Origin of the sequence: Actinomycetospora straminea, from assembly GCF_028737255.1 — a bacterium.
GTDB lineage: Bacteria > Actinomycetota > Actinomycetes > Mycobacteriales > Pseudonocardiaceae > Actinomycetospora > Actinomycetospora straminea.
In genome coordinates, this window is record NZ_JAQZAN010000006.1 from 203,893 (window position 1) to 224,667 (window position 20,775).

The 20,775-nt window shown below is 75.1% G+C and carries 26 protein-coding genes, 1 other RNA gene and 1 pseudogene; 16 read left to right on the plus strand and 12 right to left on the minus strand.

The features are described from left to right. Window positions 1-63: 63 nt before the first annotated feature. From PH190_RS11210 to PH190_RS11220, 3 genes are all read left to right on the plus strand, one after another. Window positions 64-561, plus strand: coding sequence for a hypothetical protein (locus tag PH190_RS11210; protein WP_274231585.1), 498 nt, complete (start codon window positions 64-66; stop codon window positions 559-561). Between the two features lie 101 nt (window positions 562-662). Next, complete coding sequence (locus PH190_RS11215) at window positions 663-953, plus strand: hypothetical protein (protein WP_274231586.1); 291 nt, start codon at window positions 663-665, stop codon at window positions 951-953. A gap of 11 nt (window positions 954-964) precedes the next feature. Then, window positions 965-1,324 carry an MmcQ/YjbR family DNA-binding protein gene (locus PH190_RS11220; protein ID WP_274231587.1) on the plus strand — a complete coding sequence of 120 codons (360 nt, stop codon included), beginning with the start codon at window positions 965-967 and terminating at the stop codon, window positions 1,322-1,324. A gap of 15 nt (window positions 1,325-1,339) precedes the next feature. Here the strand turns inward: PH190_RS11220 and PH190_RS11225 are convergent, their stop codons facing one another. From PH190_RS11225 to PH190_RS11240, 4 genes are all read right to left on the minus strand, one after another. After that, complete coding sequence (locus tag PH190_RS11225) at window positions 1,340-1,735, minus strand: hypothetical protein (RefSeq protein WP_274231588.1); 396 nt, start codon at window positions 1,733-1,735, stop codon at window positions 1,340-1,342. An 80-nt stretch (window positions 1,736-1,815) separates the two neighbouring features. Further along, window positions 1,816-2,556, minus strand: coding sequence for a dienelactone hydrolase family protein (locus tag PH190_RS11230; RefSeq protein WP_274231589.1), 741 nt, complete (start codon window positions 2,554-2,556; stop codon window positions 1,816-1,818). 106 nt (window positions 2,557-2,662) lie between these two features. Beyond that, on the minus strand, window positions 2,663-3,205 hold the full coding sequence (locus PH190_RS11235; protein ID WP_274231590.1) for a dihydrofolate reductase family protein: 543 nt from the start codon (window positions 3,203-3,205) through the stop codon (window positions 2,663-2,665). 62 nt (window positions 3,206-3,267) lie between these two features. Continuing rightward, window positions 3,268-3,957, minus strand: coding sequence for a helix-turn-helix domain-containing protein (locus tag PH190_RS11240; RefSeq protein WP_274231591.1), 690 nt, complete (start codon window positions 3,955-3,957; stop codon window positions 3,268-3,270). Between the two features lie 188 nt (window positions 3,958-4,145). Here PH190_RS11240 and PH190_RS11245 point away from each other — a divergent pair, with 188 nt between their 5' ends. After that, window positions 4,146-4,766, plus strand: coding sequence for a sigma-70 family RNA polymerase sigma factor (locus PH190_RS11245; protein WP_274231592.1), 621 nt, complete (start codon window positions 4,146-4,148; stop codon window positions 4,764-4,766). A gap of 45 nt (window positions 4,767-4,811) precedes the next feature. Here PH190_RS11245 and PH190_RS11250 read toward each other — a convergent pair whose 3' ends face one another. Further along, window positions 4,812-5,276: an ArsI/CadI family heavy metal resistance metalloenzyme gene (locus PH190_RS11250; protein WP_274231593.1), complete on the minus strand. Its 465-nt coding sequence runs from the start codon at window positions 5,274-5,276 to the stop codon at window positions 4,812-4,814. Between the two features lie 166 nt (window positions 5,277-5,442). Here PH190_RS11250 and PH190_RS11255 point away from each other — a divergent pair, with 166 nt between their 5' ends. Further along, entirely contained in the window at window positions 5,443-6,186 is a 744-nt protein-coding gene (locus tag PH190_RS11255) for a PIG-L deacetylase family protein (RefSeq protein ID WP_274231594.1), read from the plus strand. A gap of 78 nt (window positions 6,187-6,264) precedes the next feature. Here the strand turns inward: PH190_RS11255 and rnpB are convergent. Next, an RNA gene (gene rnpB / locus PH190_RS11260) (RNase P RNA component class A) lies at window positions 6,265-6,665 on the minus strand. Window positions 6,666-6,814: 149 nt separating this feature from the next. Here rnpB and PH190_RS11265 point away from each other — a divergent pair. Further along, complete coding sequence (locus tag PH190_RS11265; RefSeq protein WP_274231595.1) at window positions 6,815-7,573, plus strand: sulfite exporter TauE/SafE family protein; 759 nt, start codon at window positions 6,815-6,817, stop codon at window positions 7,571-7,573. Window position 7,574: 1 nt separating this feature from the next. Then, window positions 7,575-8,819, plus strand: a complete 1,245-nt coding sequence (locus PH190_RS11270) for an ArsB/NhaD family transporter (RefSeq protein ID WP_274231596.1) — start codon at window positions 7,575-7,577, stop codon at window positions 8,817-8,819. On the opposite strand, the gene PH190_RS11275 is transcribed toward PH190_RS11270, so the two are convergent. After that, entirely contained in the window at window positions 8,797-9,666 is an 870-nt protein-coding gene (locus PH190_RS11275; protein ID WP_274231597.1) for a helix-turn-helix domain-containing protein, read from the minus strand. The two genes, PH190_RS11270 and PH190_RS11275, sit on opposite strands and share 23 nt — an antisense overlap. Before the next feature lie 101 nt (window positions 9,667-9,767). Between PH190_RS11275 and PH190_RS11280 the strand changes: the two genes are divergently transcribed. The 3 genes from PH190_RS11280 to PH190_RS11290 all read left to right on the plus strand — a co-directional run bounded on the left by PH190_RS11280 (window position 9,768) and on the right by PH190_RS11290 (window position 12,718). After that, window positions 9,768-10,622 (plus strand): oxidoreductase, encoded by an 855-nt coding sequence (locus PH190_RS11280; RefSeq protein WP_274231598.1) that lies wholly within the window; start codon window positions 9,768-9,770, stop codon window positions 10,620-10,622. Window positions 10,623-10,684: 62 nt separating this feature from the next. After that, window positions 10,685-11,818: a DUF2332 domain-containing protein gene (locus PH190_RS11285; RefSeq protein WP_274231599.1), complete on the plus strand. Its 1,134-nt coding sequence runs from the start codon at window positions 10,685-10,687 to the stop codon at window positions 11,816-11,818. A gap of 132 nt (window positions 11,819-11,950) precedes the next feature. Beyond that, complete coding sequence (locus tag PH190_RS11290) at window positions 11,951-12,718, plus strand: MerR family transcriptional regulator (protein ID WP_274231600.1); 768 nt, start codon at window positions 11,951-11,953, stop codon at window positions 12,716-12,718. Here PH190_RS11290 and PH190_RS11295 read toward each other — a convergent pair. From PH190_RS11295 to PH190_RS11305, 3 genes are read right to left on the minus strand one after another with little or no spacing between them, the layout of a single operon-like run. Then, a complete protein-coding gene (locus tag PH190_RS11295) occupies window positions 12,706-13,371 on the minus strand; it encodes a histidine phosphatase family protein (protein ID WP_420791627.1) in 666 nt (221 codons plus the stop codon). The genes PH190_RS11290 and PH190_RS11295 overlap by 13 nt on opposite strands. Continuing rightward, a complete protein-coding gene (locus PH190_RS11300; RefSeq protein ID WP_274231601.1) occupies window positions 13,368-14,108 on the minus strand; it encodes a zinc ribbon domain-containing protein in 741 nt (246 codons plus the stop codon). Before PH190_RS11300 ends, PH190_RS11295 begins: the two co-directional genes overlap by 4 nt. Next, window positions 14,105-14,998 (minus strand): Nif3-like dinuclear metal center hexameric protein, encoded by an 894-nt coding sequence (locus PH190_RS11305; protein WP_274231602.1) that lies wholly within the window; start codon window positions 14,996-14,998, stop codon window positions 14,105-14,107. Before PH190_RS11305 ends, PH190_RS11300 begins: the two co-directional genes overlap by 4 nt. A 125-nt stretch (window positions 14,999-15,123) precedes the next feature. On the opposite strand from PH190_RS11305, the gene PH190_RS11310 reads away from it, so the two are divergent. From PH190_RS11310 to PH190_RS11325, 4 genes are all read left to right on the plus strand, one after another. Further along, complete coding sequence (locus tag PH190_RS11310) at window positions 15,124-15,315, plus strand: hypothetical protein (protein WP_274231603.1); 192 nt, start codon at window positions 15,124-15,126, stop codon at window positions 15,313-15,315. A gap of 21 nt (window positions 15,316-15,336) precedes the next feature. After that, window positions 15,337-15,798, plus strand: coding sequence for a low molecular weight protein-tyrosine-phosphatase (locus PH190_RS11315; RefSeq protein WP_274231604.1), 462 nt, complete (start codon window positions 15,337-15,339; stop codon window positions 15,796-15,798). A gap of 47 nt (window positions 15,799-15,845) precedes the next feature. Further along, a complete protein-coding gene (locus tag PH190_RS11320) occupies window positions 15,846-16,604 on the plus strand; it encodes a fructosamine kinase family protein (RefSeq protein WP_274231652.1) in 759 nt (252 codons plus the stop codon). 172 nt (window positions 16,605-16,776) lie between these two features. After that, window positions 16,777-17,712 carry an SURF1 family cytochrome oxidase biogenesis protein gene (locus PH190_RS11325; RefSeq protein WP_274231605.1) on the plus strand — a complete coding sequence of 312 codons (936 nt, stop codon included), beginning with the start codon at window positions 16,777-16,779 and terminating at the stop codon, window positions 17,710-17,712. A 28-nt stretch (window positions 17,713-17,740) separates the two neighbouring features. Here PH190_RS11325 and PH190_RS11330 read toward each other — a convergent pair whose 3' ends face one another. Continuing rightward, window positions 17,741-18,706, minus strand: coding sequence for a cobalamin biosynthesis protein (locus PH190_RS11330; protein WP_274231606.1), 966 nt, complete (start codon window positions 18,704-18,706; stop codon window positions 17,741-17,743). Window positions 18,707-18,745: 39 nt separating this feature from the next. On the opposite strand from PH190_RS11330, the gene tenA reads away from it, so the two are divergent. Together tenA and PH190_RS11340 are read left to right on the plus strand one after the other, a co-directional pair. Beyond that, window positions 18,746-19,408, plus strand: coding sequence for a thiaminase II (gene tenA, locus PH190_RS11335; RefSeq protein WP_274231607.1), 663 nt, complete (start codon window positions 18,746-18,748; stop codon window positions 19,406-19,408). 46 nt (window positions 19,409-19,454) lie between these two features. Further along, window positions 19,455-20,427: pseudogene (locus tag PH190_RS11340) on the plus strand (IS5 family transposase). A 10-nt stretch (window positions 20,428-20,437) separates the two neighbouring features. Here the strand turns inward: PH190_RS11340 and PH190_RS11345 are convergent. Continuing rightward, window positions 20,438-20,764: a hypothetical protein gene (locus PH190_RS11345; RefSeq protein WP_274231608.1), complete on the minus strand. Its 327-nt coding sequence runs from the start codon at window positions 20,762-20,764 to the stop codon at window positions 20,438-20,440. Between the last annotated feature and the right edge of the window lie 11 nt (window positions 20,765-20,775).

Consider the following 20,775-nt stretch of genomic DNA (forward strand, 5'->3'; position numbering starts at 1 on the left):
GCCATCCTGCCCGCTGTCGGTGCCCCGTCCTACCGTCCTCGACGACGACCGGAGGAGGCGCCGATGACCGAGGAGACCGACACGGACGACCCGGTGATGGACCGCATCACCGCCGCGATCGAGCAGGGTCACGCGGGCGACCCGACGGGCGCCCGTGCCGGGCTCGAGGCCCTCTGGGAGGAGGTCGGCGCGGACGGCGACCCCTTCCACCGCGTCGTCCTCGCCCACTTCGCCGCCGACGTGCAGGACGACCCGGCGTCGGAGCTCGCGTGGGACGAGCGGGCGCTGGCGGCGGCCGAGGAGGTCACCGACGAGCGCGCTCAGCAGTACCACGCCTCGCTCGCGGTGGCGGGGTTCTACCCGTCGCTGCACCTCAACCTGGCCGACGTCCACCGCCGGCTCGGCGACCTCGACGCGGCACGGCGCCACGTCGCCGCCGCCCGCGAGCGGCTCCCGGACCTGCCCGACGACGGGTACGGCGCGATGATCCGCGCCGGCTTCGAGCGGGTCAGCGCGCTGGTCGAGGCCGGCGACACCGCCGCCGCGAGCGTCGAGACGTGACGGGCCCGCTGTCGCCCGTACGGGGGTGCCGGACGACGCAACGTGGCCTCATCCTGCCCCGACCCCCGCCTGCTCGGCGCCATCGAGGAAGGAGAACCTCCATGTACACGACCGTCCGCTACTACGAGGACGAAGCCCAGGACGTCGTCGAGCAGATCCAGGGGCATGAAGAGCGGCTGCGGGAGCTGATGACCGGCATCGAGGGCTTCGTCGCGTACTACCTCGTCGACACCGGCCGCCGCAGCCTCGTCACCATCAGCGTGTTCGCCGACCGCAGCGGGGCCGAGGAATCGACCCGTGCGGCCACGAAGCTGATCGGCGAGCTCGGGCTGGGCCACGTGCTCCCGAACCCGCCGAAGATCATGCAGGGTGAGGTCGCGGTCCACGTGTGATCCCGCGCAGCGTGGCGACGATCGAGGACGTGCTGTCGCTGGGCTCGTCCCTGGAGCGCTCGTACCCGGTCCACGTCCGGCGCTGCCTGAAGTTCCGCGTCGGGCAGATCGTCTACGTCGCGTTCTCCCTCGACGAGACGGTGATGGGCTTCGCCTTCCCGAAGGAGGAGCGGGCGGCCCTCGTGGCGGCCCAGCCCGACCGCTTCCGCCTGCCGCGGGCCTCGGAGCTGCGGTTCCACTGGGTCGAGGCCGACCTCGCCACCCTCGACCCGGTCGAGGCGCGCGAGTTTGTCGTCGACGCCTGGCGCATGGTGGTGCCGAAGAAACTCACCCGCGCCTACGACCTCGCCCACCCGCACGGGCCGGGCTGAGGCGTCGGGGCGCGCTCACGCGCCGGGAGCCCCCGGGTCGTCGCCGAAGGCGTGGCGGCGCACGAGCGTCTTGGCGACCTCGCTGTTCGGCGGGGCGTCGGCCGCGAGCGCGATGGCCACGTCCTTGGCCTCGTCCTTCTTCTGCTCGGCCTGCTCCTTGCCCGCGGAGCCGACCTGGATGCCGAAGTAGGCGGCGGCGAGCGTGCTGATCGCCGTGGCCACCGACGACACCAGGGCCACCCCGTCGGATGCCGTCGGGTAGCGCAGCGCGGCGATCAGGAAGATCAGCACGATGGCGGCGATGGCCACCACGACGACGATGAGCCCGTAGCGCCACCGGGCGTTCGCGTCCGGGACGGGACTCGGAGCGTTCGGCGTGGCCGGTGGCTGCGGCCGGTCCGGTGTGGCCATGGGTCTCCCCCTCGACGTCAGCCCCGACTCGACCACGGAGCGTAAGCGCCCGCGGGGACGACGATCAAGGAGTGCCGGCCTCACGCCCCGAGGTGCTCGCCGAGGAACGCCGCGAGCGTCTCGCGGTGCCGGAGGTCGGCCGCGTCGTCGTGGGTCGGGTTGTCGGGCACCGCGAAGCCGTGGGCGGCGGGGACGGTCTCGATGGTGGCCCGCACGCCAGCGACGTCGAACGCCGCGCGCAGCCGGCGGTGCTGCTCGTCGTCGAACGCGGGGTCGTCGGTGGCCGCGGCGACGTGGACCGCGGCGCGGATGCGGTCGACGACGTGGTGGGGGCTCGCCGGGTCGTCGTCGGCGGCGAGGCCCCCGCCGTGCACCGTCATGGCCGCCGCCACACGCGCGGGGTGGTGCGCGGCGGCGCGCAGCGCCATCGCGCCGCCGAAGCAGTACCCGACGACGCCCAGCCCGCCGTCCGCGACCTCGGGACGGGCGGCGAGCGCCGCGAGGAGCGCGCCCGCGTCGGCGACCACCATCTCCGGCGTCAGCGTCCGCGTCAGCGCGGTGAGGCGGGCGAACTCCTCCGGGTCGCCGAACAGCGTCGTCGTGTCGAACGGCGCGTAGGGGGTGCGGTGGTAGATGTCGGGCAGCAGGACGGCGAAGCCGAGGGCGGCGAGCCGGTCGGCCATCGCGGCGAAGGTCTCCCGCACCCCGCCGGCGTCGGGATAGCAGAGGACGCCCGGCCGGGGCCCGCCCGTCGGCGGGGTGTGCAGGGTCGTGCGGCAGGGCCCGTCGAGGGTGTCGACGACGACCTCGGTGCGTGCCACGGGGTCCTCCTCGGTGTCCGCGGTCCGGGGTGATCGTGGACGACGGCGCGCGCCGGCGGTGGCGATCTCGCTGTGGGCGGACACGGTCCGCCGCCACGTCGCCCGGTCACCGCCGCGGGGCGAAGGCCAGCACCACCGCGCCGCTCCGCATCTCGGTGACCCCGGTGAGCTGCATCCCCGTCGTGCCGATGCCCGACAGCAGCGACTCGCCGGACCCCGCGACGAACGGGGAGATGCTCACGTGCAGCTCGTCCAGCAGGCCCGCCTCGACGAGCGCGCGGCTGAACGGGCCGTTGCCGTACTTCAGCAACGCGCCGTCGCCGGACTCCTTGAGCCGCGCGACGGCCTCGACGGCGTCGCCGTCGAGCACCTGCGCGTTCCAGGTGGTCTCGGTCAGCGTCGTGGAGGCGACGTGCTTGGGCAGGGCGTTGAGCGTGTCGGCGAGACCGCCGCTCCTGGTCGGCCACGTCGCGGCGAAGCCCTCGTAGGTCTCGCGCCCGAGCACGAGCCCGACGACGTCCGCCAGGAGCCGGAACTGGTACTCGAGGTGGTCGTCGCCCGGCGCGAGCGTCAACTGGGCGCCCCAGAAGGCGTCGCCGGAGGCCATCCCGTCGATCGACAGATGGTCGAACTCGATCAGTCTGCGCATGGCCGGAGCCAAGCAGCGGCGGGAGCCGGCCGTCTTGTACCGAACCGAACGCCGGCCGGCAGTCAGAACGCGAGGAAGGGCACGCCGGAGCGCAGCTCGGCCGGCGTGTGGCCGGTCGCCCACCGCATCGCCCGGGCCAGCTGGGGCTGGTCGTAGTAGCCACCGGCGGCGACGACGTCGCCGATCGCCGCGCCCGCGGCGAGGAGCTGCGCGGCGCGCTGGGCCTGCTCGATGCTCGCGAGCTTGCGGCGGGAGATGCCGACCGCCCGGCGGAACCGCAGCTGCGCCGTCCGCTGGGACATCGCCCGTGGCCGGTCGCCGTGGCGGATGGCGTCGACGAGCGGATCGAACGACAACAGGCCCACGCGCACGAGCCGCTCGAGGAAGACGTCGACGTTCTGCTCGGTCGGCATCTCCCAGTCCCGCCCGTCGAGCAGGATCCGGCCGCCGGACGACGTCGGCAGCAGCGCGTCGTTCAGGTCGGTCAGCCCGGACGGCGGGAACATCGGCAGGTAGGCGCCGAGCTGCAGGTCGACGCCGAAGAACGCGCAGTCCGCGGGGCAGGTCATCCGCGTGGCCCGTGTCTCCGGTCCGCGCAGGTGCACGCCCAGCCCGTCACCGCTCCGCGCGATGACGATCATCGAGGAGCCCTTGACCCCCGAGGTGAACGCGGTCGGGGCGTCGCAGCTCGCCGACCAGACGCGCCGGGCCAGCGGGAGGTCGCCGGCGACGGTGTCGAACACCAACCCCATCGGCGGGAGCGTAGTGCCGACAGTGACCCGGACGAGAGACCTCGCGGGGCGCCGGCCCCTCGACACGGGTGCAGGCCGGAGCTGCTGGACCCAGCTCGGCGGCGGTGGCGACGTAGCCCCCGGGCCGTGCTGCGTCCTTTCGACTGGCCTGCCGTCTGTGGGACTGTCCATCTCTATCCCGCACCCACGTGGGGGTCGGCGTGACAGCATCAACGCACCAGTCCGTGGTCGGTCCGGGCAGCCGGACGAGCGAGGACGTCTGGAGGGAGTTCGGCTCCCAGCTGCGCGCCTTCGTGCATCGGCGGGTCGCCGATCCGCAGCGCGCCGAAGACGTTCTCGGCGAGATCGTGCTGCGCATCCACCGCGGACTCGGTCGGGTCGAGGACGACGAGCACCTGACGCGGTGGGTCTACCGGATCACGCGCAACGCGATCATCGACGAGTACCGGAGGGCCGAGCGTGAACAGGCGCGGGAGCGCACCTTGCCCGACGACGCCGCCGAGCTCGCCGGCGAGGCGGGCTCCGAGGACGAGCCGACGGTGCTCCGGGAACTCGCAGCGTGCATGCGGCCGCTGCTCGAGGGACTGCCGCCGGAGCAGCGCCGAGCGCTGGAACTGACCGACCTGGAAGGGCTGACCCAGGTGGACGCCGCGGGCCGCGAGGGCGTCTCGGTCTCGGGGATGAAGTCGCGGGTGCAGCGTGGCCGACGCCGGCTCGCGGAATTGCTCGGTCAGTGCTGCGAGCTGACCCTCGACGCGCAGGGCACGCCGATGGACTACGCACGGCCGACCGGTTGCCGGTGTGGGTGAGCCCCAGGTCGGGTCCCGCTGACGGCGGGACCCGACCTGGCGCCGTCAGGTGCAGCACGTCCCGCCGACGGCGGCGGCCTTGGCCTCGCACGCGACCGCACACACCGACGTCGATTCCCCCTCGGGGTTGACCGCCGAGTCGTCGGTGACGGCGTAGTACTCCCACCAACCGGTGGGCGTGTCCGGAGCGGTGACGAACACCTTGTCCTGCGCCGCGTGGCAGCACACATCGTGCTCGGCCAGCGTCGCCTCGAGCCCTGCCTCGCGGAAGCGCGCCAGCGCCGCGGTCACGTCTCCGGGGGTGTCGGCCTCGACCCCGAGGTGGTTGAGGTGCTCGCCCTCCCCCGGCTTCTCGATCAGCACCAGCTTGAGCGGCGGGTCCTCGATCGCGAAGTTCGCGTAGCCCTCGCGCTGCTTGTGCGGCGGCACGCCGAACATCGCCTCGTAGAAGGTGGTCGCGGCCTCGATGTCGGTGACGTTGAGCGCGAGCTGGACGCGGGTGGTGGACATGGTCGGTCCTCCTGGTGATCTCGCGGCACCCGGCCGGTCGCCCTGATGGCTTCCGTCGCCTCGGTGTCACCCCTACTGACGGCAGGACCGGGCGAGGGACGCAGCTGCGTCCTTCCCGAGGGTTCGTCGTCAGCACCGACGTCACACGACGTTCGGAGGTGCCGCGATGAACGGACAACTGCAGGTCATGCCGGAGGACTGGCGTCGGGCGATGGCCGTCGTCGCCCATCCCGATGACCTCGAGTACGGCGCGGCCAGCGCGATCGCGCGCTGGACCCGGGCCGGCCGGTCGGTCGCCTACGTGATGGTCACCGACGGCGAGGCCGGCATCGACGGACTCGACCCGACCGAGGCGGGGCCCGTACGGCAGAAGGAGCAGGTCGCGAGCGCCGCGCTCGTCGGGGTCGACGACGTGGCGTTCCTCGGACACCGCGATGGTGTCGTCGAGGGTGGCCTGGACCTGCGTCGCGACATCGCCCGCGAGATTCGTCGGTTCCGCCCGGACGTGCTGGTCACCGCGACCTTCGAGCTGACCTACGGCATGGGCCCGGGGCAGCAGATCCTGAACCAGGCCGATCATCGGGCCGTCGGCGTGGCCGTACTCGACGCCGCCCGAGACGCCGGCAACCGGTGGATCTTCCCGGAGCTGATCGACGAGGGCTACGCGCCGTGGGACGGGGTGCGCCACGTCTACGTGATGGGCTCCAGCACGCCGACCCACGGTGTCGACGTCACCGACGCCCTCGGACCCGGGGTCGCTTCGCTCCGTGCGCACGAGGCCTACCTGCGTGGGCTGGGTCGCGACTTCAATCCCGAGAGGTTCGTGCACGACATGACGGCGATGGCCGGACCGGCGCTCGGCGTCCCCCACGCCGTCGCGTTCGGCCAGATACAGCTCCAGGGCGTGTGACGACGGCTCGGCCCGCCCACATCCCCACCGAAACCCAACATTCGGATGACGGGAACGTGCAGGTCACGGGATGTGGGGCGGACGAGTCGGCCTGTAAGCCGGATCCTGTGCCCACGTCCCTCGCGGGAGCGTGGGTGGCGACCATCCATCTCGGCCCGCCGTCGCCGGCGGGCTCCAGCGGTCTACCCGCAGGTCTCGGGCGGGCAGCCCTCGGACGACCTGCGCGGCCGGTCCTCGCGGACCGACCTTCTTGACCTTGCTCCGGGTGGGGTTTACCGAGCCGTCCTGGTCACCCAGGACGCTGGTGGTCTCTTACACCACCGTTTCACCCTCACCACCGCGGTCGCGATGGCGGTCTGTTCTCTGTGGCACTGTCCCGCGGGTCACCCCGGGTTGCTGTTGGCAACCACCCTGCCCTGTGGAGTCCGGACTTTCCTCGACGGCCCTCGTGGGGCCGCCGCGGTCGCCCGGCCGGCTCGTCCGCACCCGGAATCGTACAGACGCGACGAGGGGCACCGTCCGCAGGCGTCGGCACCTGTCGATCACGCGGACGGTGCCCGTCGCGGGTCACGACCGCCGACCCGTGTCCCCAGGACACGGGTCGCCCCGACCGTTAGCGTCGCGCATCGTGTCGGACCCGTCGATGCTCCAGATCGTGCTGCTGGCGGCTCTCGGGCTCCTGGCCGGCGCGGTCAACGCCATCGCCGGCGGCGGGTCGCTCATCGTCTTCCCCGCGCTGCTGGCCACGGGCATGCCGCCGCTGCCCGCCAACGTCACGAACTCGGTGGCGCAGTGGCCCGGCTACGCGGGCTCCACGGTCACCGCGCGGAAGGACCTGAGGAGACAGCGCCGGCGGCTGATCGGGACCAGCATCGCCGCCGCCCTCGGCTCGGCGCTGGGGTGTGCGCTGCTGCTGATCCTGCCGCAGTCGGTGTTCGACGCCGTCGTCCCCGTGCTCGTCCTGCTCGCGAGCCTGACCCTCGGCGCGCAGCCCTGGATCAAGCAGTGGACCGGGCGCACCGAGCGCACCGCCGACAACCCCAAGGTCCTGCTCCCGACGATCTTCCTCGCCGCGGTCTATGGCGGCTACTTCGGCGGCGCGCTGGGCGTGGTGCTCATCGCGGTGCTCTCGCTGCTCGCCCACGACACGCTGCAGCGGCTCAACGCGGTCAAGGTCCTGCTCTCGCTGGTGACGAGCACGGTGACCGTGGTGCTCTTCGCGTTCTTCGCCCCCGTCGACTGGCTCGCCGTGCTGCTGCTCGCACCGACCACGCTGCTCGGTGGCTTCCTCGGCATGACGGTCGCCAAGAAGATGCCCGACGGCGTGCTGCGCTGGAGCGTCGTGGTGCTCGGCGTCGCGGTCGCGATCTACCTGTTCCTGCGGTGACGTGACCGTCGTCGCCGTCGGCCTGCTGACCGTCGTCCTCGTCGGGGCCGTCACCCGCCCCCGCAACCTGCCCGAGGCGACCGCCGCGGTGCCGGCCGCGGTGATCGTCCTCGTGACCGGGCTGCTCGCGCCGCAGCAGGCGTGGGACGAGGTCCGCGAGCTCGGCCCGACGGTCGGGTTCCTCGCCGCGGTGCTCGTGCTGGCCCACCTCGCCGACGCCGAGGGCGTGTTCCGCTGGGCCGGCGGCCTGCTCGCCCACCACGCGGCGGGGAGCACGCAGCGCCTCTTCGCCCTCGTCGTCCTCGCCGCGACGGCGACGACCGCCGTCCTGAGCCTCGACGCCACCGTCGTCCTGCTGACCCCGGTCGTCCTCGACACCGCCCGGCGCCTCGGTGCGCGCCCGGCACCGCACGCCTTCGCGTGCGCGCACCTCGCCAACAGCGGCTCGCTGCTGCTGCCCGTCGCGAACCTCACCAACCTCCTGGCGCTGCGGGCGAGCGGCCTGACGTTCCTCGGCTTCGCCGGGCTCATGGCGCTGCCGCAGCTCGCGGTGCTGGCCGTCGAGTACCTGGGGCTCCGGCTGACCTTCCGGGGCGACCTCGCCACGCCCGCCGCCCGACCCGCCGAGATCGAGGAGGAGGCCCCGGCCCCCCGCGTCGCTCTCGCCGTGCTGGCGGCGACGCTGCTGGGCTTCGCCGCCGCCTCGCCGCTGGGGATCGAGCCGGTGTGGGTCGCCGTGGTGGGCGCGGCGGCGCTGGCGACGCGCACCCTGCTCACCCGCCGCACGCGCGTGCGGGACGTCGTCGCCTCGGCGTCACCCCTGTTCTGCCTGTTCGTCCTCGCCCTGGGGGTGGTCGTCGCCGCGGTGACCGATCGGGGCCTCGGCGCCGTGGTCGCGGGCCTCCTGCCGACCGGGACCTCGTTCGGCGCCCTGCTCGGGCTCGCGCTGATCGCGGCGGTGCTCGCGAACCTCGTCAACAACCTGCCGGCGACCCTCGTCCTGCTCGCCGCGCTGGGACCGACGCCCGCGGTCGGCGCCGTGCTCGCGGTGCTCATCGGGGTCAACGTCGGCCCGAACCTCACCCCCGTCGGCTCGCTCGCGACCCTCCTGTGGCGGCGGGTGCTCGCGGTGCGCGGCGTCCCCGCCTCGCTGGGGACGTTCACGGTGGCGGGGCTCCCGACCGTCCCGCTCGGCGTCGTCGCCGGGACGGCCGCGCTCTGGCTCAGCCTCGCGGTGACGGGCTGACGTGCATCGACTGCGTGCCCAGCGTCGCCAGCAGGTCCAGGCGGCCGCGGGCGTCGCTGCCCGGGGTGGGCGTGAAGACGAGCAGGCGCAGGTCGTCCTCGGCGGTGGTCAGCGTGTCGCACTCGAGCTCGACCTCGCCGACCTCGGGGTGCTCGACGACCTTGTGGCTCTGGTGGTGTCCGGCGACGACACCCGAGTCCCAGAGCTCGGCGAACTCCGCGCTCGTGGCGTAGAGGTCCGCGACGAGCGCCGACAGCTCCGGGTCGTGGGGGTAGCGGCTGGTGCTGCCGCGCAGGTCGGCGACCAGGGAGCGCGCCAGGGCGTCGCGCTCCTCGGGCGTGTGGCGCACCCGGTCCATCGCCTCGCCCCGCGTGAACATGCGCCGCAGGGTGCTGCGCCCGCCGAGGTCGAGCGCGGACGGGTCGCCCATGAGCGCGGCGTAGAGCGGGTTCCAGGCGATCAGGGTCCAGGTCGCGTCGAGGACGCCGACGGGGCTGTCGTGCAGCGCGTCGACGATGCGGCGCACGCCGGCGGGGACGCGCCGCGAGATGCGGCCGCGGTCGGGGGCGTGGCCGGCGAGCCGGAACAGGTGCGCCTGCTCGGCGTCGGACAGGCGCAGCGCCCGGGCCAGCGACGCGCACACCTGCGCCGACGGCGTGCGGGTCCGGCCCTGCTCGAGGCGCACGACGTAGTCGATGGAGATGCCGGCGAGCAGCGCCAGCTCCTCGCGGCGCAGGCCCGGCGCGCGCCGCGGCGCGTTGACCGCCATCCCGACCTCGGCCGGGTCGGTGCGGTCGCGCCAGGTCCGCAGGGACCTGGCCAGCTCAGCCAGCTCTCCGGTGCTCACACCGCGATCATCCGCTTCGGCACGGCGCCGTGGGGGGTACGCGGGTTACCAGGACGATCCGTCGCTCCCCGACCACCGGCCCCGTGACCAAGGTAGGAGCCATGACCACCCCCGCACTGACCGACCGCCTCGCGCTCGCCGACGACCTCGTCCTGACCCGGATGGGCTACGGCACCATGCAGCTCGCGGGCCCCGGCGTCATGGGTCCGCCGCGCGACCGCGACGAGGCGATCGCCGTCCTGCGCGAGGCCGTCGACCGCGGCGTCACGCACATCGACACCAGCGACTACTACGGCCCGTTCATCGTCAACGAGATCCTCCGCGAGGCCCTGCACCCGTACCCCGCGGACCTGCGGATCGTCACCAAGGTCGGCTGCCGGCGCGGCGAGGACGGTTCGTGGAACCTCGACACCTCGCCCGAGGAGCTGCGCCGCGAGGTGCACGAGAACCTCGACCGGCTCGGCCTCGAGGCCCTCGACGTGGTCAACCTGCGGGTCTCCGACGACCACGGCGAGTCCCTCACCGAGGCGTTCCGCACCCTGGCCGAGCTGCGCGAGCAGGGCCTGATCCGCCACCTCGGGGTCAGCAACGTCTCCCCCGAGCAGCTCGCCGAGGCCCGGGAGATCGCCCCGGTGGTGTGCGTGCAGAACCACTACAACCTCGTGCACCGCACCGACGACGAGCTCGTCGACCACTGCGCCGCCGAGGGCATCGCCTACACCTCGTTCTTCCCGCTGGGCGGCTTCACCCCGCTGCAGTCGGACACGCTGGCGAACGTCGCCGAGCGCGTCGGCGCGACGCCGCAGCAGACGGCGCTGGCGTGGCTGCTGCAGCGGTCGCCGACGATGCTGCTCATCCCCGGCACCTCGTCGCGGGCCCACCTGCGGGAGAACCTCGCGGCCGCCGACCTCGAGCTGCCGGCGGACGCCGTCGCCGAGCTGGACGCCATCGGCTGACCGGCCGGTGCGGGGGCCGGTGGCGTTGCGCGACCGGCCCCCGGCTCGCCACGCTGCTCCGCGTGACCGATCCCGACGCGGAGGCACGCGCCCGGGTGCGCGAGCAGGCGCAGGGCATCGCGGACGGCTGGTCGGGACCGGACGCGCCGCCCTCGTGGGCCCTGACCGCCCAGCTCTTCCGGGCGATCGCCAGCGAGCCCGACCTCCTCCGGCTCGCGGCGGCCGTCCCGCTCGACCGCCTGCCGCCGCTGCTGCTCAGCGCCGCCGTGCGCTACCTCGTCACGCGCCTGCGCCCCGACCCGTTGGTGGGCTACTTCCCCTTCCCCGGCACCGGGCAGCCGCCCCTCGACGACGGCTTCCGCCCCGCGCTGGTCGCGTTCGCCCGCCAGCACGCCGGCGAGCTCGCCCAGCTCTGCGTCGAGCACCGCTACCAGATGAACGAGGTCGCCCGGAGCGCCGACGTCGTCGCCGTGCTGGGTCATCTGTCCGGGCAGCGCCTGGACCCCGACCGGCCGATCGCGCTGGTCGACCTCGGCACCGGCGCCGGGCTCGGCCTGCACCTCGACCGGTACCGCTACCGCTTCGGCGACCGGACCCTCGGCCCCGGCGACGCCGCGCTGACCATAGCCCCCGAGCTGCGCGGACGCCCCGCCCCGCTGCCCGACCGGCTGCCCCCGATCGCCGCGCGCCTCGGGGTCGACGTCGAGCCGCTGGACCTCGAGGACCGGCGCGTCCACGACTGGCTCGCCGCCTGCATCCCGCCCGAGACCTCGGCGGTCGACCGGTTCGCCGCCGCGGCCACGGTCGCCCGCGAGCACCCGGTGACGACGGTGCGCGCCGACCTGGCCGACGACCTGCCCGGCCTCTGCGCGGCGATGCCCGACGACGCGCTGCTCGTGGTCGTCGACACCTACGTGCACGTGTTCCTCACCGCCGACGAGCGCGCCCGCTTCCGCCGCCAGCTCGCCCAGCTCGGCCGCGACGTCGAGTGGATCTCGGTCGACCCGCTCGTGCCGCTGGGCGCCGACGGCCGCGAGAGCACCCAGTACCTGCGGGTCCCGCGGCGGGCGCTCGAGGCGACGCGCGCGGGCGTCACCGGCGTCATCGGGCACCTGTCGGTGCACCGGGACGGCTCGACGTCGGGCGAGGTCCTGGGCCTGGCGCACCCGGGCGGGGCGTGGCTGGAGTGGTTGTGAGGGTCCGGCCGTCGGCGCACGCGCAGGCCGGGCGTCGGTGACCCACGACACGGGGAGCGTCCTTGACCGTGCCGCGGCGGCACGGTTTCCCCTGTGGCCGGGGAACGGCGGACGTCCCGGGAGGAGCCGACCATGGGGTGGAGCACCCGCCAGCTCGCGGAGCTCTCGGGCACGACGCTGCGTGCCGTGCGGCACTACCACGAGGTGGGCCTGCTCGAGGAGCCCGCGCGGCGGGCCAACGGCTACAAGCAGTACGGGGTGGCCCACCTCGTGCGCGTGCTGCGGATCAAGCGCCTCACCGAGCTCGGCTTCTCGCTGGCCCAGATCGCCGAGATGGGCGACACCGAGGAGCACCCCGAGCAGGCCCTGCGCACCCTGGACGCCGAGCTCGCGGCGACGATCGAGCGGCTGCAGCGGGCGCGGGTCGAGCTCGCGACGATCCTGCAGCGCCACGCGCCCGCCGACCTCCCGCCCGAGCTCGGACCGATCGGCGACACCGAGATGTCCGACGCCGACCGCTCACTGGTCGTGGTGCTGAGCCGGGTTCTGGGGGGCGAGAGCCTGCAGGCCTACGCGGACATGATCCGGGAGACGCCGACCGACCCGACCTTCAGGGAGTTCGACGACCTGCACGCCGACGCCGACGAGGCGACCCGGCAGGACCTCGCCGAGCGCATGGCCCCCGGCGCCCACGCCCTGCGCACGGCCTACCCCGGCCTGCGCAGCACCGCGGGCACGCGGATGAGCCCGCGGCGCGCGAAGGAGACCGTCGGCATCGCGCTGCGCGAGCTCTACAACGACGCCCAGCGCGACGTCATGGTGCGGATGGAGGTCGTGCTCGCCGAGAGGTTCCCCGGCTCCGAGGCGGGCGTCCCGCAGCCCGGCGATCAGGCCAGGTAGGACGTGTCGTTCACCAGGCGGACCGACGCCCCGCCGTCGGGCCAGAACTCGACGACCGACAGGCACGCCAGGTCGAGGTGCAGCCGGTAGAGCATCTGCGGGCCGGCGTCGAGGGCCCGGCGCAGGATCAGCTTGATCGGCGTCACGTGGCTGACGACGATCACCGTCTCGCCGGGGTGGCGGCGCAGCAGGTCGTCGAGGGCGGCGTCGACGCGCCGGGAGACGACGTCGAAGCTCTCGCCCCGCGGCGGGCTGACCGCGCTGTCGGAGAGCCACGCCCGGTGGACCTCGGGGTCCTGGGCGGCGGCCTCCGAGAACGTCAGGCCCTCCCAGGTGCCGAAGTCGGTCTCGGTGAGGCGCTCGTCGACGGTGACGCCGAGCCCGAGGACGCCCGCCACCGGGTCCGCGGTCTGCCGTGCCCGGAGCAACGGCGAGCTGATCACCGTGCGGATGTGGCCGTCGGCGCCGACGTGCCGGGCGGCGAGCGCGGTCGCCGCGGCCGCGGCCTGCTCCAGTCCCTGGCGGGTGAGCTCGGGGTCGCCACGGCCCGAGTAGCGCCGCTCGACCGACAGCGGGCTCTGTCCGTGCCGCAGCAGGAGGACCCGGGTCGGCGGGGTGTTCCCCCGACCCGTCCACGACCCGGCGGTGCTCACGCGCCGGCCCCCTTGCCCGTCCGCACCACGATCGCCCCGCACTGCTCGCAGCGCACGACGTCGTCCGGCGCGGCGGCGGTGATGTCGCGCAGCTCGCTGCGGTCCATCTCCAGGCGGCACGCCCCGCAGCGGGCCCCGACGAGCTCGCCGGCGCCGGTCCCCGTCCGCGCGCGCAGCTGGTCGTAGAGCCCGACGAGGTCCGCCGGGAGCTGGCCGGCCAGCGTCGTGCGCTCGGCGCCGCGGCGCTCCTCGAGCACGTCGAGGTCGCCGATCGCGCCGTCGCGGCGCTCGACGGCGTCGGCGAGCGCGGTCTCGGCGGCCTCGAGGCCCGCCTGCTCGTGGGCGAGGTCGGTCTCGGCGGCGTCGAGGCGCTCCATGACCTCGAGCTGCTCGTCCTCCAGCACCCCGCGGCGGCGGGCGAGGGTGTCGAGCTCGTGCGCCAGGTCGGTCATCTGCTTGGCCGACACGCTGCCCGAGTCCATGAGCCCGCGGTCGCGCTCCTCGCGGGTCCGGACCTGGGTGACCTCCTGCTCGAGCTTCGCGACCTCGCGGCCGAGGTCGCTCACCGAGGTCCGCGCCCGCACCACCGCGTCCCGGTGGCCCTGCACGGTCTTCTCGGCGTCCTCCACCGCGGTCTGCTCGGGCAGGGTGCTGCGCCGGTGCCGGGCCCGGGCGAGCTCGGCGTCGAGCGCCGCGAGGTCGAGGAGGCGGCGCTGGTCGGATGGGTCGGCCTTCACGAGATCATCGCTCCTGCTCCGGCGGGCTCGGGCCCGGTGTCGTCGGCGGCGGCCCCGCCGCGCTGCGGATCGCTGGGGTGACCGAGGCTCCAGGCGTCGGTGCGGGCGGTCGAGACGGTGACCTCCAGCCCCGGCACAGCCGCACGCAGCACGTCCGCGGCCTGCGCGCACCAGGGGTGCTCGGAGGCCCAGTGCGCGACGTCGACCAGGGCCGGCGCGTCGGGCTCGGCGAGGTGGTCGGTGGCGGGGTGGTGGCGCAGGTCGGCGGTGACGTAGACGTCGACCCCGGCCGCCCGGGCCAGGTGCAGCATCGAGTCGCCGGCGCCCCCGGACACCGCGACGCGCCGCACCGTGCGCTGCGGGTCGCCGCCGGCGCGAACACCCCACGCAGTCGCCGGCAGCGCGTCGGCGACGCGGCGGGTGAAGGCGGCGAGCGTCTCCGGCGCCGCGAGCGTCCCGATACGCCCGATGCCGACCCTGCCGTCGTCCTGGGGGTCCAACGGGCGCTCGACGGTCACGCCGAGGGCGGCGGCCAGCGCGTCGGACACGCCCGGGTTGGCCGCGTCGGCGTTGGTGTGCGCGCTGAACAGGGCGACGTCGTGGCGGATCAGCCGGTGGACCGCCGAGCCCTTCGGCGCCGTCGTCGCCACCGCGTGCACCCCGCGCAGCAGCAGCGGGTGGTGGGTGACGAGCAGGTCGACGCCCGCCGCGACCGCCTCGTCCACCACCGCGGGCAGCGGGTCGACGGCCACGAGCACCCGGTGCACCGGGGCCGCCGGGTCGCCGACCGTCAGCCCCACCGCGTCCCAGTCCTGCGCCAGGGCCGGCGGGTACGCGGCCTCGAGCGCGGCGACGGCGTCGGCGACGGTGATCGCGGCGGCGGGGTGCATGGCCGCCCATTCTGCCCACCGTGGCGGTGATGCACCGGTGCGGGCGGGCGCCGGCGCGGGGGCGGTCCCCCGGACGGGGCGGCGGGTGCTCCCCCGGCCCGCGGGGGCGCGCCCCCTCGTGCCCGGTGACGCTCGGGCACGGCCAGGCGGTCGCCGAGGTCGTCGCGGTGCGGGACCAGATCGCCGCGGCGTTCGGCGTGACCGGCGTCGGCCTGACGGAACTGCCCGGCCGGCGGCTCGAGATCGCGCTGCGGCCCGAGGTGCCGGCAGACCCCCCGACCCTGGTGGGGGTGCCGACGGAGGACGGGGTGGCCTGAGCGGTCGGGGCGCGCGGGATCATGGCGGTCGTGCACGTCGTCTTCGTCTGTTCGGGCAACATCTGCCGCTCGCCGGTGGCCGAGAGCGTCTTCCGGACGCGTCTGGCCGAGGCCGGCCTCGCCGACGCGGTGACCGTCACCAGCGCCGGGACCGGGGACTGGCACGTCGGCGAGCCGATGGACCGGCGCGCGGCCGCGTCGCTGCGCGACCGCGGCTACGAGACCCGGCACACCGCGCGGCAGGTCGACGACGAGCAGCTCGGCGCCGACCTGCTCGTCGCCGCCACCGCCGACCACGTCCGCGACCTCGTCGCCGCCGGCGCCGACCCCGACCGCGTCGTGCTCCTGCGCGCGTTCGACCCCGAGGCCCCCGAGGGCGCCGAGGTGCCCGACCCCTACTACGGCGGCCCCGACGGGTTCGACGAGGTCATCGGCATGGTCGAGGCCGCGATGCCCGGGCTCGTGGAGCGGGTGCGGCGGTGACCTCGGTGGAGTCCCTGCTCGCCGAGTCCAGCGGCGGGGGCGTGCGGATGGCGACGCTGGACGACGGGACCGAGGTCGTCGTCAAGTCCGGCGAGGCGTCGGCGGTCAGGGCGGAGGCGGCCGGGCTGCGCTGGCTCGCGGAGCCCGCGGTGGTCGGGGTGCCGGAGGTGCTCGGGGAGACCGAGGGCCGGATGGTCTCCACCCGCGTGCCGTCGGGGTCGCCGGACGCCGGAGCCGCCGAGCGCTTCGGACGCGGCCTCGCCGCCCTGCACGCCGCCGGGGCGCCGGCGTTCGGGTCGCCGCCGCCGGGCGGGCCGGTGGAGGCGTGGATCGGCGGGGCCCGGATGGAGAACGTGACCGGCTCGGCGGACCAGGACTGGCCATCCTGGTACGCCGAGCACCGCGTCCTCCCCCACGCGCGGCGGGCCCTCGGGGGTGACGACCTCGCCGTCGTCGAGCGGGCGTGCGCCCGGTTCGCCGCGGTGGCCGGGCCGCCCGAGCCGCCGGCGCGCCTGCACGGCGACCTGTGGACGGGCAACGTGCTGTGGTCGGGCGGGCAGGGATGGGTGATCGACCCGGCCGCGCACGGCGGGCACCGCGAGACCGACCTGGCCATGCTCGCCCTCTTCGGCGCCCCGCAGCTCGAAACGATCCTCGCGGCCTACGACGAGGCCGCCCCGCTCGCCGACGGCTGGCGCGACCGCGTGGACCTGCACCAGCTCTGGCCCCTGCTCGTGCACGCCGAGCTGTTCGGGGGCGGGTACGGCCGGCAGGCCCTGGCGGTCTGCGCGCGCCTGGGCGGGTAGCGCGGTGCCGGTGTCGACCCGTGTCCTCGGGACACGGGTCCGCCGCCCCGACCCGGGGCCTCCCGACCGCGGGCACCCGCGAGCCCGACCCGCGTCCTCGGGACACGGGTCTCGCGGTCCGCACGGGTCCGGACCGACCACGGCACCGACACGACCCACGTAACCTGACCCCGTGCGGTTCCTGCTGCGACCCGGGTGGATCGCGCTGACGCTCGTGGTGGTCGCCTTCGCGTTCGCCTGCTACTACCTGCTCGCGCCCTGGCAGTTCCACCGCAGCGACGAGCGCGACGGGGTCAACGCCGCGCTGACCCGCGGGGTGGCCACGGCGCCCGTGCCGCGTGGCGAGCTCGTCGCCCCGGGCACGGCGCCGGGCGCGGACGCGGCGTGGCGCCAGGTCTCGGTCACCGGGACCTACCGGCCCGAGGGCGAGGTCCTCGTCCGGCTGCGGGTCGTCGAGGGGCACCCGGCCAGCGAGGTGATGACCCCGCTGGTCACGACCACCGGCGAGACCCTCCTCGTCGACCGCGGCTACGTCCGCACCGACGCGCAGGGCGCGCTGCCGCCGATCCCGGCGCCGCCGCAGGGCGTCGTCACCGTCGTCGGTCACCAGCGCCTCGACGAGGGCCCGACGAACCGCCCGACCACCGTCGAGGACGGGCAGCGCCAGGTCTACGCCGCGGACGCCGGCACCGTCACCGCGGCCAACGGGATCCCGACGAGCCCGGGCTACGTCCAGCTGGTCGCCGACCAGCCCGGGGTGCTCGCCGCCGTCCCGCTGCCCCCGCCCGACCCGAACCCGTCGTACTCCTACGCCTGGCAGTGGCTGATCTTCGGGCTGATGGCGATCGGCGCGTGGATCTACTTCGCGCGGCTGGAGTACCGCCGCGCCCACGGGCTCGAGCCGCGGCGGCGCGACGACCAGGACCCGCGCGACGCCGCAGACGGCACCTACTGGGACGCGCAGCCGACGAGCAGGGACAGCGGCACCGACGCCCACGCGGGTACCGACGCGAGCACAGGTACCGGCGCAGGTAGCGGTGCAGGTACCGGCGCCGGCGCCGGCGCCGGCACCGACCAGGAGCTGGCCGACCGCCACGGGCGCCGCTGACGCGTGATCGTGGGGGCTTTCCTGGCGTTCAACGCCAGCGTGGACGCCAGGCTGAGACACCCACGGCGAGCACGGCCGTCGCGAGCCCCACGAGGCGGGAGAGGCGGACGGCGCGGGGCAGGTCGGCGACGGCGGGCGGGCGACCGTCGCCGAGCACCGGGCGGTCCTGCACGCCGTAGGGGTAGACGGTCCGCCCGCCGAGGCGCAGCCCCAGGGCGCCGGCGAACGACGCCTCCACGGGGCCGGCGTTCGGGCTCGGGTGCGCGGGGGCGTCCCGGCGCCACGCCCGCCACGCCGCCGCCGGCGAGCCGCCGACCAGGGGCGCGACAGCCGTCGTGACCAGCGCCGACACGCGCGCCGGCACCACGCCCGCCACGTCGTCCGCGCGCGCCGACGCCCACCCGAAGTGCCGGTACCGCGCCGAGCGGTGCCCGACCATCGCGTCCAGGGTGTTCACCGCCCGGTGCCCGAGCAGCCCGGGCACCCCGGCGATCGCGCCCCACACGAGCGGCGCGACGACGGCGTCGGCGGTGTTCTCGGCGACCGACTCCAGCGCCGCCCGCGCGAGGCCGTCGGGGTCGAGCGCCGACGGGTCGCGCCCGCACAGGTGCGGCAGCCGCTCCCGCGCGGCGTCGACGTCGCCGGCGGACAACGACGCCGCCATCGCCGCACCCTCGGCCGCCAGCGAGGTCCCGCCCAGCACCGTCCAGGTCGCCGCCGCCGTCAGCCCGGCGTGCAGCACCGGGTGCCGCGTGCGCTCGGCCAGCGCGCCGAGACCGACCGCCCCGCCGACGAGCACCGCCGCGTACGCCACGCCCGGGCCGCGCCGGTCGGCCCACCACCGGCGCTCGAGCCACGCGGCCACGGCCCCGAACGCCGCGACCGGGTGCCCGCGCCGCGGGTCGCCGAGCACCGCGTCGGCGAGCACCCCCAGCGCGAGGCCCGTGGCGCGACCGAGCGGGAGCCCGCTGAGAACGACCCGGCACGCCCGCACCCCGTGATGATCTCACCCGCGCGTGACAGGGTGCTCGCCATGGGGTTCAGCGACGACCTGTGGGCCGCCGGCGCCGACGTCTACGCCCGTATCCGGGAGCACCCGTTCCTCACCGGCCTCGCCGACGGGACGCTGCCCCACGACGCGTTCCGGCACTTCGTCGTGCAGGACGCCCACTACCTGCGCGGCTACGCCCGGGCCCTCGCGCTCCTCGCGGCCCGCGCGCCGTCCGAGGCGGACACGGTGATGTTCAGCGAGCACGCCGCCGGGGCGATCGCCGCCGAGCAGGAGATGCACGCCGGGCTCGCCGACGCCCTGGGGCTCTCGGGCGCCGAGGCCGCCGCCGTCCCGGTCGCGCCGACCACCACCGCCTACACGTCCTACCTGCTCGCCACCTGCCACGGCGGCTCGTTCGCCGAAGGACTCGGCGCGGTCCTGCCCTGCTACTGGATCTACGCCGAGGTCGGCGAGGCCCTGCTCGCGGCCTCCTCCCCCGACCCGCTCTACGCCCGCTGGATCGCCATGTACGGCGGCGAGGAGTTCCGGGCCGTCGTCGACGCGGTGCTCGCGCTCACCGACCGTGTCGGGCCGACCCTCGGCGACGTCGAGCGCGAGCGCGTCCGGGCGCGCTTCGTCACGACGTGCCGCTACGAGTGGATGTTCTGGGACGCGGCCTGGCGGCAGGAGACCTGGCCCGTCTAGGGCGTGTCTCCCTAGTTCGTGGGCTGGGCCGGTCCACGATCCGTGGATGGGTCGTGGACCGATGCTCTCGGATGAGGTGTGGGCGCGGATCGAGCCGTTGCTGCCTGCCCAGTACGGCAAGGGACGGCCGTTTCGTGATCATCGGCAGGTGATCGAGGGGATCGTGTTCCGTTACCGCTGTGGGATCGCCTGGCGTGATCTGCCCGAGCGGTTCGGGCCGTGGCAGACGGTGTGGAAGCGCCACCACCGCTTCAGCCTGGACGGCACCTGGGACGAGGTGCTGGCGATCCTGCAGGCCGAGGCCGACGCCGCGGGTGCGATCGACTGGCGGGTCTCGGTGGACTCCTCGACCAGCCGGGTCCATCAGCACGGCGCCACCGCCGCGAGGTCGTCGGAGTCGCCCTCGAGCTACACAGGGGGCGAGGTCGAATCACAAGAAACGATCTCGGCAGGGCGGTCGGCAGGGGCGGTGGCACCGGCTGGGGCCGTGGCCGGCGGCTCAGCGCCGTGACGACGAACCCGCCGATCACGCCATCGGCCGCTCCCGCGGCGGGCTGACCACCAAGACCCACACCCTGGTCGACGGGGCGGGCCGGCCGTTGGTGATCGCGGTGACCCCCGGCCAGGCCGGTGACTCCCCGCAACTGGTGCGCCTGCTCGACGAGCTCGCCATCGACCGGCTCGGTCCCGGCCGGGCCCGCACCACCCCGGTCGCGCTGCGGGCGGACAAGGCCTACTCCAGCCGCGCTCACCGCGCGCTGCTGCGCCGCCGCCACGTCCACGTGGTGATCCCCGAACCCGACGACCAGAAGCGCAACCGGGCCCGCCGCGGCTCGCGCGGCGGGCGCCCGGTCGCCTTCGACGCGGCGGACTACAGGAACCGCAACGTCGTCGAGCGCGGCTTCAACCTGCTCAAGGGCTGGCGCGGGCTGGCCACCCGCTACGACAAACACGCCCTGGTCTTCCGCGGCGGCCTGGTCCTACGAGCGATCCTGCTCTGGCTCCAGACCACCACTTGAGAGACACGCCCTAGGGCGCCGGGCGCCGCAGCACGAACCGCGTCTCGACGACGTGCGGCGCGGCGCCGGGCGCCCGGCCGGGCGCGCTCGGCACCAGCGCGCCCTGCGGCCCCGCGAGGACGACGAGCTCCCAGCCCTGCCGGCCCAGGTGGTTGAGCTGCTCGGCGTACACGCGCGCCCAGGCGACGCGGTACGGCCGGTACTCCTCGAGCAGCAGCTCGCCGGCCGGGCCGATCGCGTAGATCTGCCACTCCGCGCTCTCACCGCCGGCCCCGGCGTCCTCGGACAGGCCGACCGCCGAGATCTCCAGCGTCGCGTACTCCCAGGCGGCGGCCACGACGTGACCCT

What these genes read in the sequence shown, in the direction of transcription:
- PH190_RS11315 (WP_274231604.1), top strand. Translation starts at nt 15,337, where the DNA reads ATGGCGGTCGTGCACGTCGTCTTCGTCTGTTCGGGCAACATCTGCCGC.
- PH190_RS11225 (WP_274231588.1), bottom strand. Translation starts at nt 1,735, where the DNA reads ATGGCCACACCGGACCGGCCGCAGCCACCGGCCACGCCGAACGCTCCG.
- PH190_RS11250 (WP_274231593.1), bottom strand. Translation starts at nt 5,276, where the DNA reads ATGTCCACCACCCGCGTCCAGCTCGCGCTCAACGTCACCGACATCGAG.
- PH190_RS11235 (WP_274231590.1), bottom strand. Translation starts at nt 3,205, where the DNA reads ATGCGCAGACTGATCGAGTTCGACCATCTGTCGATCGACGGGATGGCC.
- PH190_RS11290 (WP_274231600.1), top strand. Translation starts at nt 11,951, where the DNA reads ATGGGGTGGAGCACCCGCCAGCTCGCGGAGCTCTCGGGCACGACGCTG.
- PH190_RS11255 (WP_274231594.1), top strand. Translation starts at nt 5,443, where the DNA reads ATGAACGGACAACTGCAGGTCATGCCGGAGGACTGGCGTCGGGCGATG.
- PH190_RS11240 (WP_274231591.1), bottom strand. Translation starts at nt 3,957, where the DNA reads ATGGGGTTGGTGTTCGACACCGTCGCCGGCGACCTCCCGCTGGCCCGG.
- tenA (WP_274231607.1), top strand. Translation starts at nt 18,746, where the DNA reads ATGGGGTTCAGCGACGACCTGTGGGCCGCCGGCGCCGACGTCTACGCC.
- PH190_RS11305 (WP_274231602.1), bottom strand. Translation starts at nt 14,998, where the DNA reads ATGCACCCCGCCGCCGCGATCACCGTCGCCGACGCCGTCGCCGCGCTC.
- PH190_RS11280 (WP_274231598.1), top strand. Translation starts at nt 9,768, where the DNA reads ATGACCACCCCCGCACTGACCGACCGCCTCGCGCTCGCCGACGACCTC.
- PH190_RS11215 (WP_274231586.1), top strand. Translation starts at nt 663, where the DNA reads ATGTACACGACCGTCCGCTACTACGAGGACGAAGCCCAGGACGTCGTC.
- PH190_RS11320 (WP_274231652.1), top strand. Translation starts at nt 15,846, where the DNA reads ATGGCGACGCTGGACGACGGGACCGAGGTCGTCGTCAAGTCCGGCGAG.
- PH190_RS11210 (WP_274231585.1), top strand. Translation starts at nt 64, where the DNA reads ATGACCGAGGAGACCGACACGGACGACCCGGTGATGGACCGCATCACC.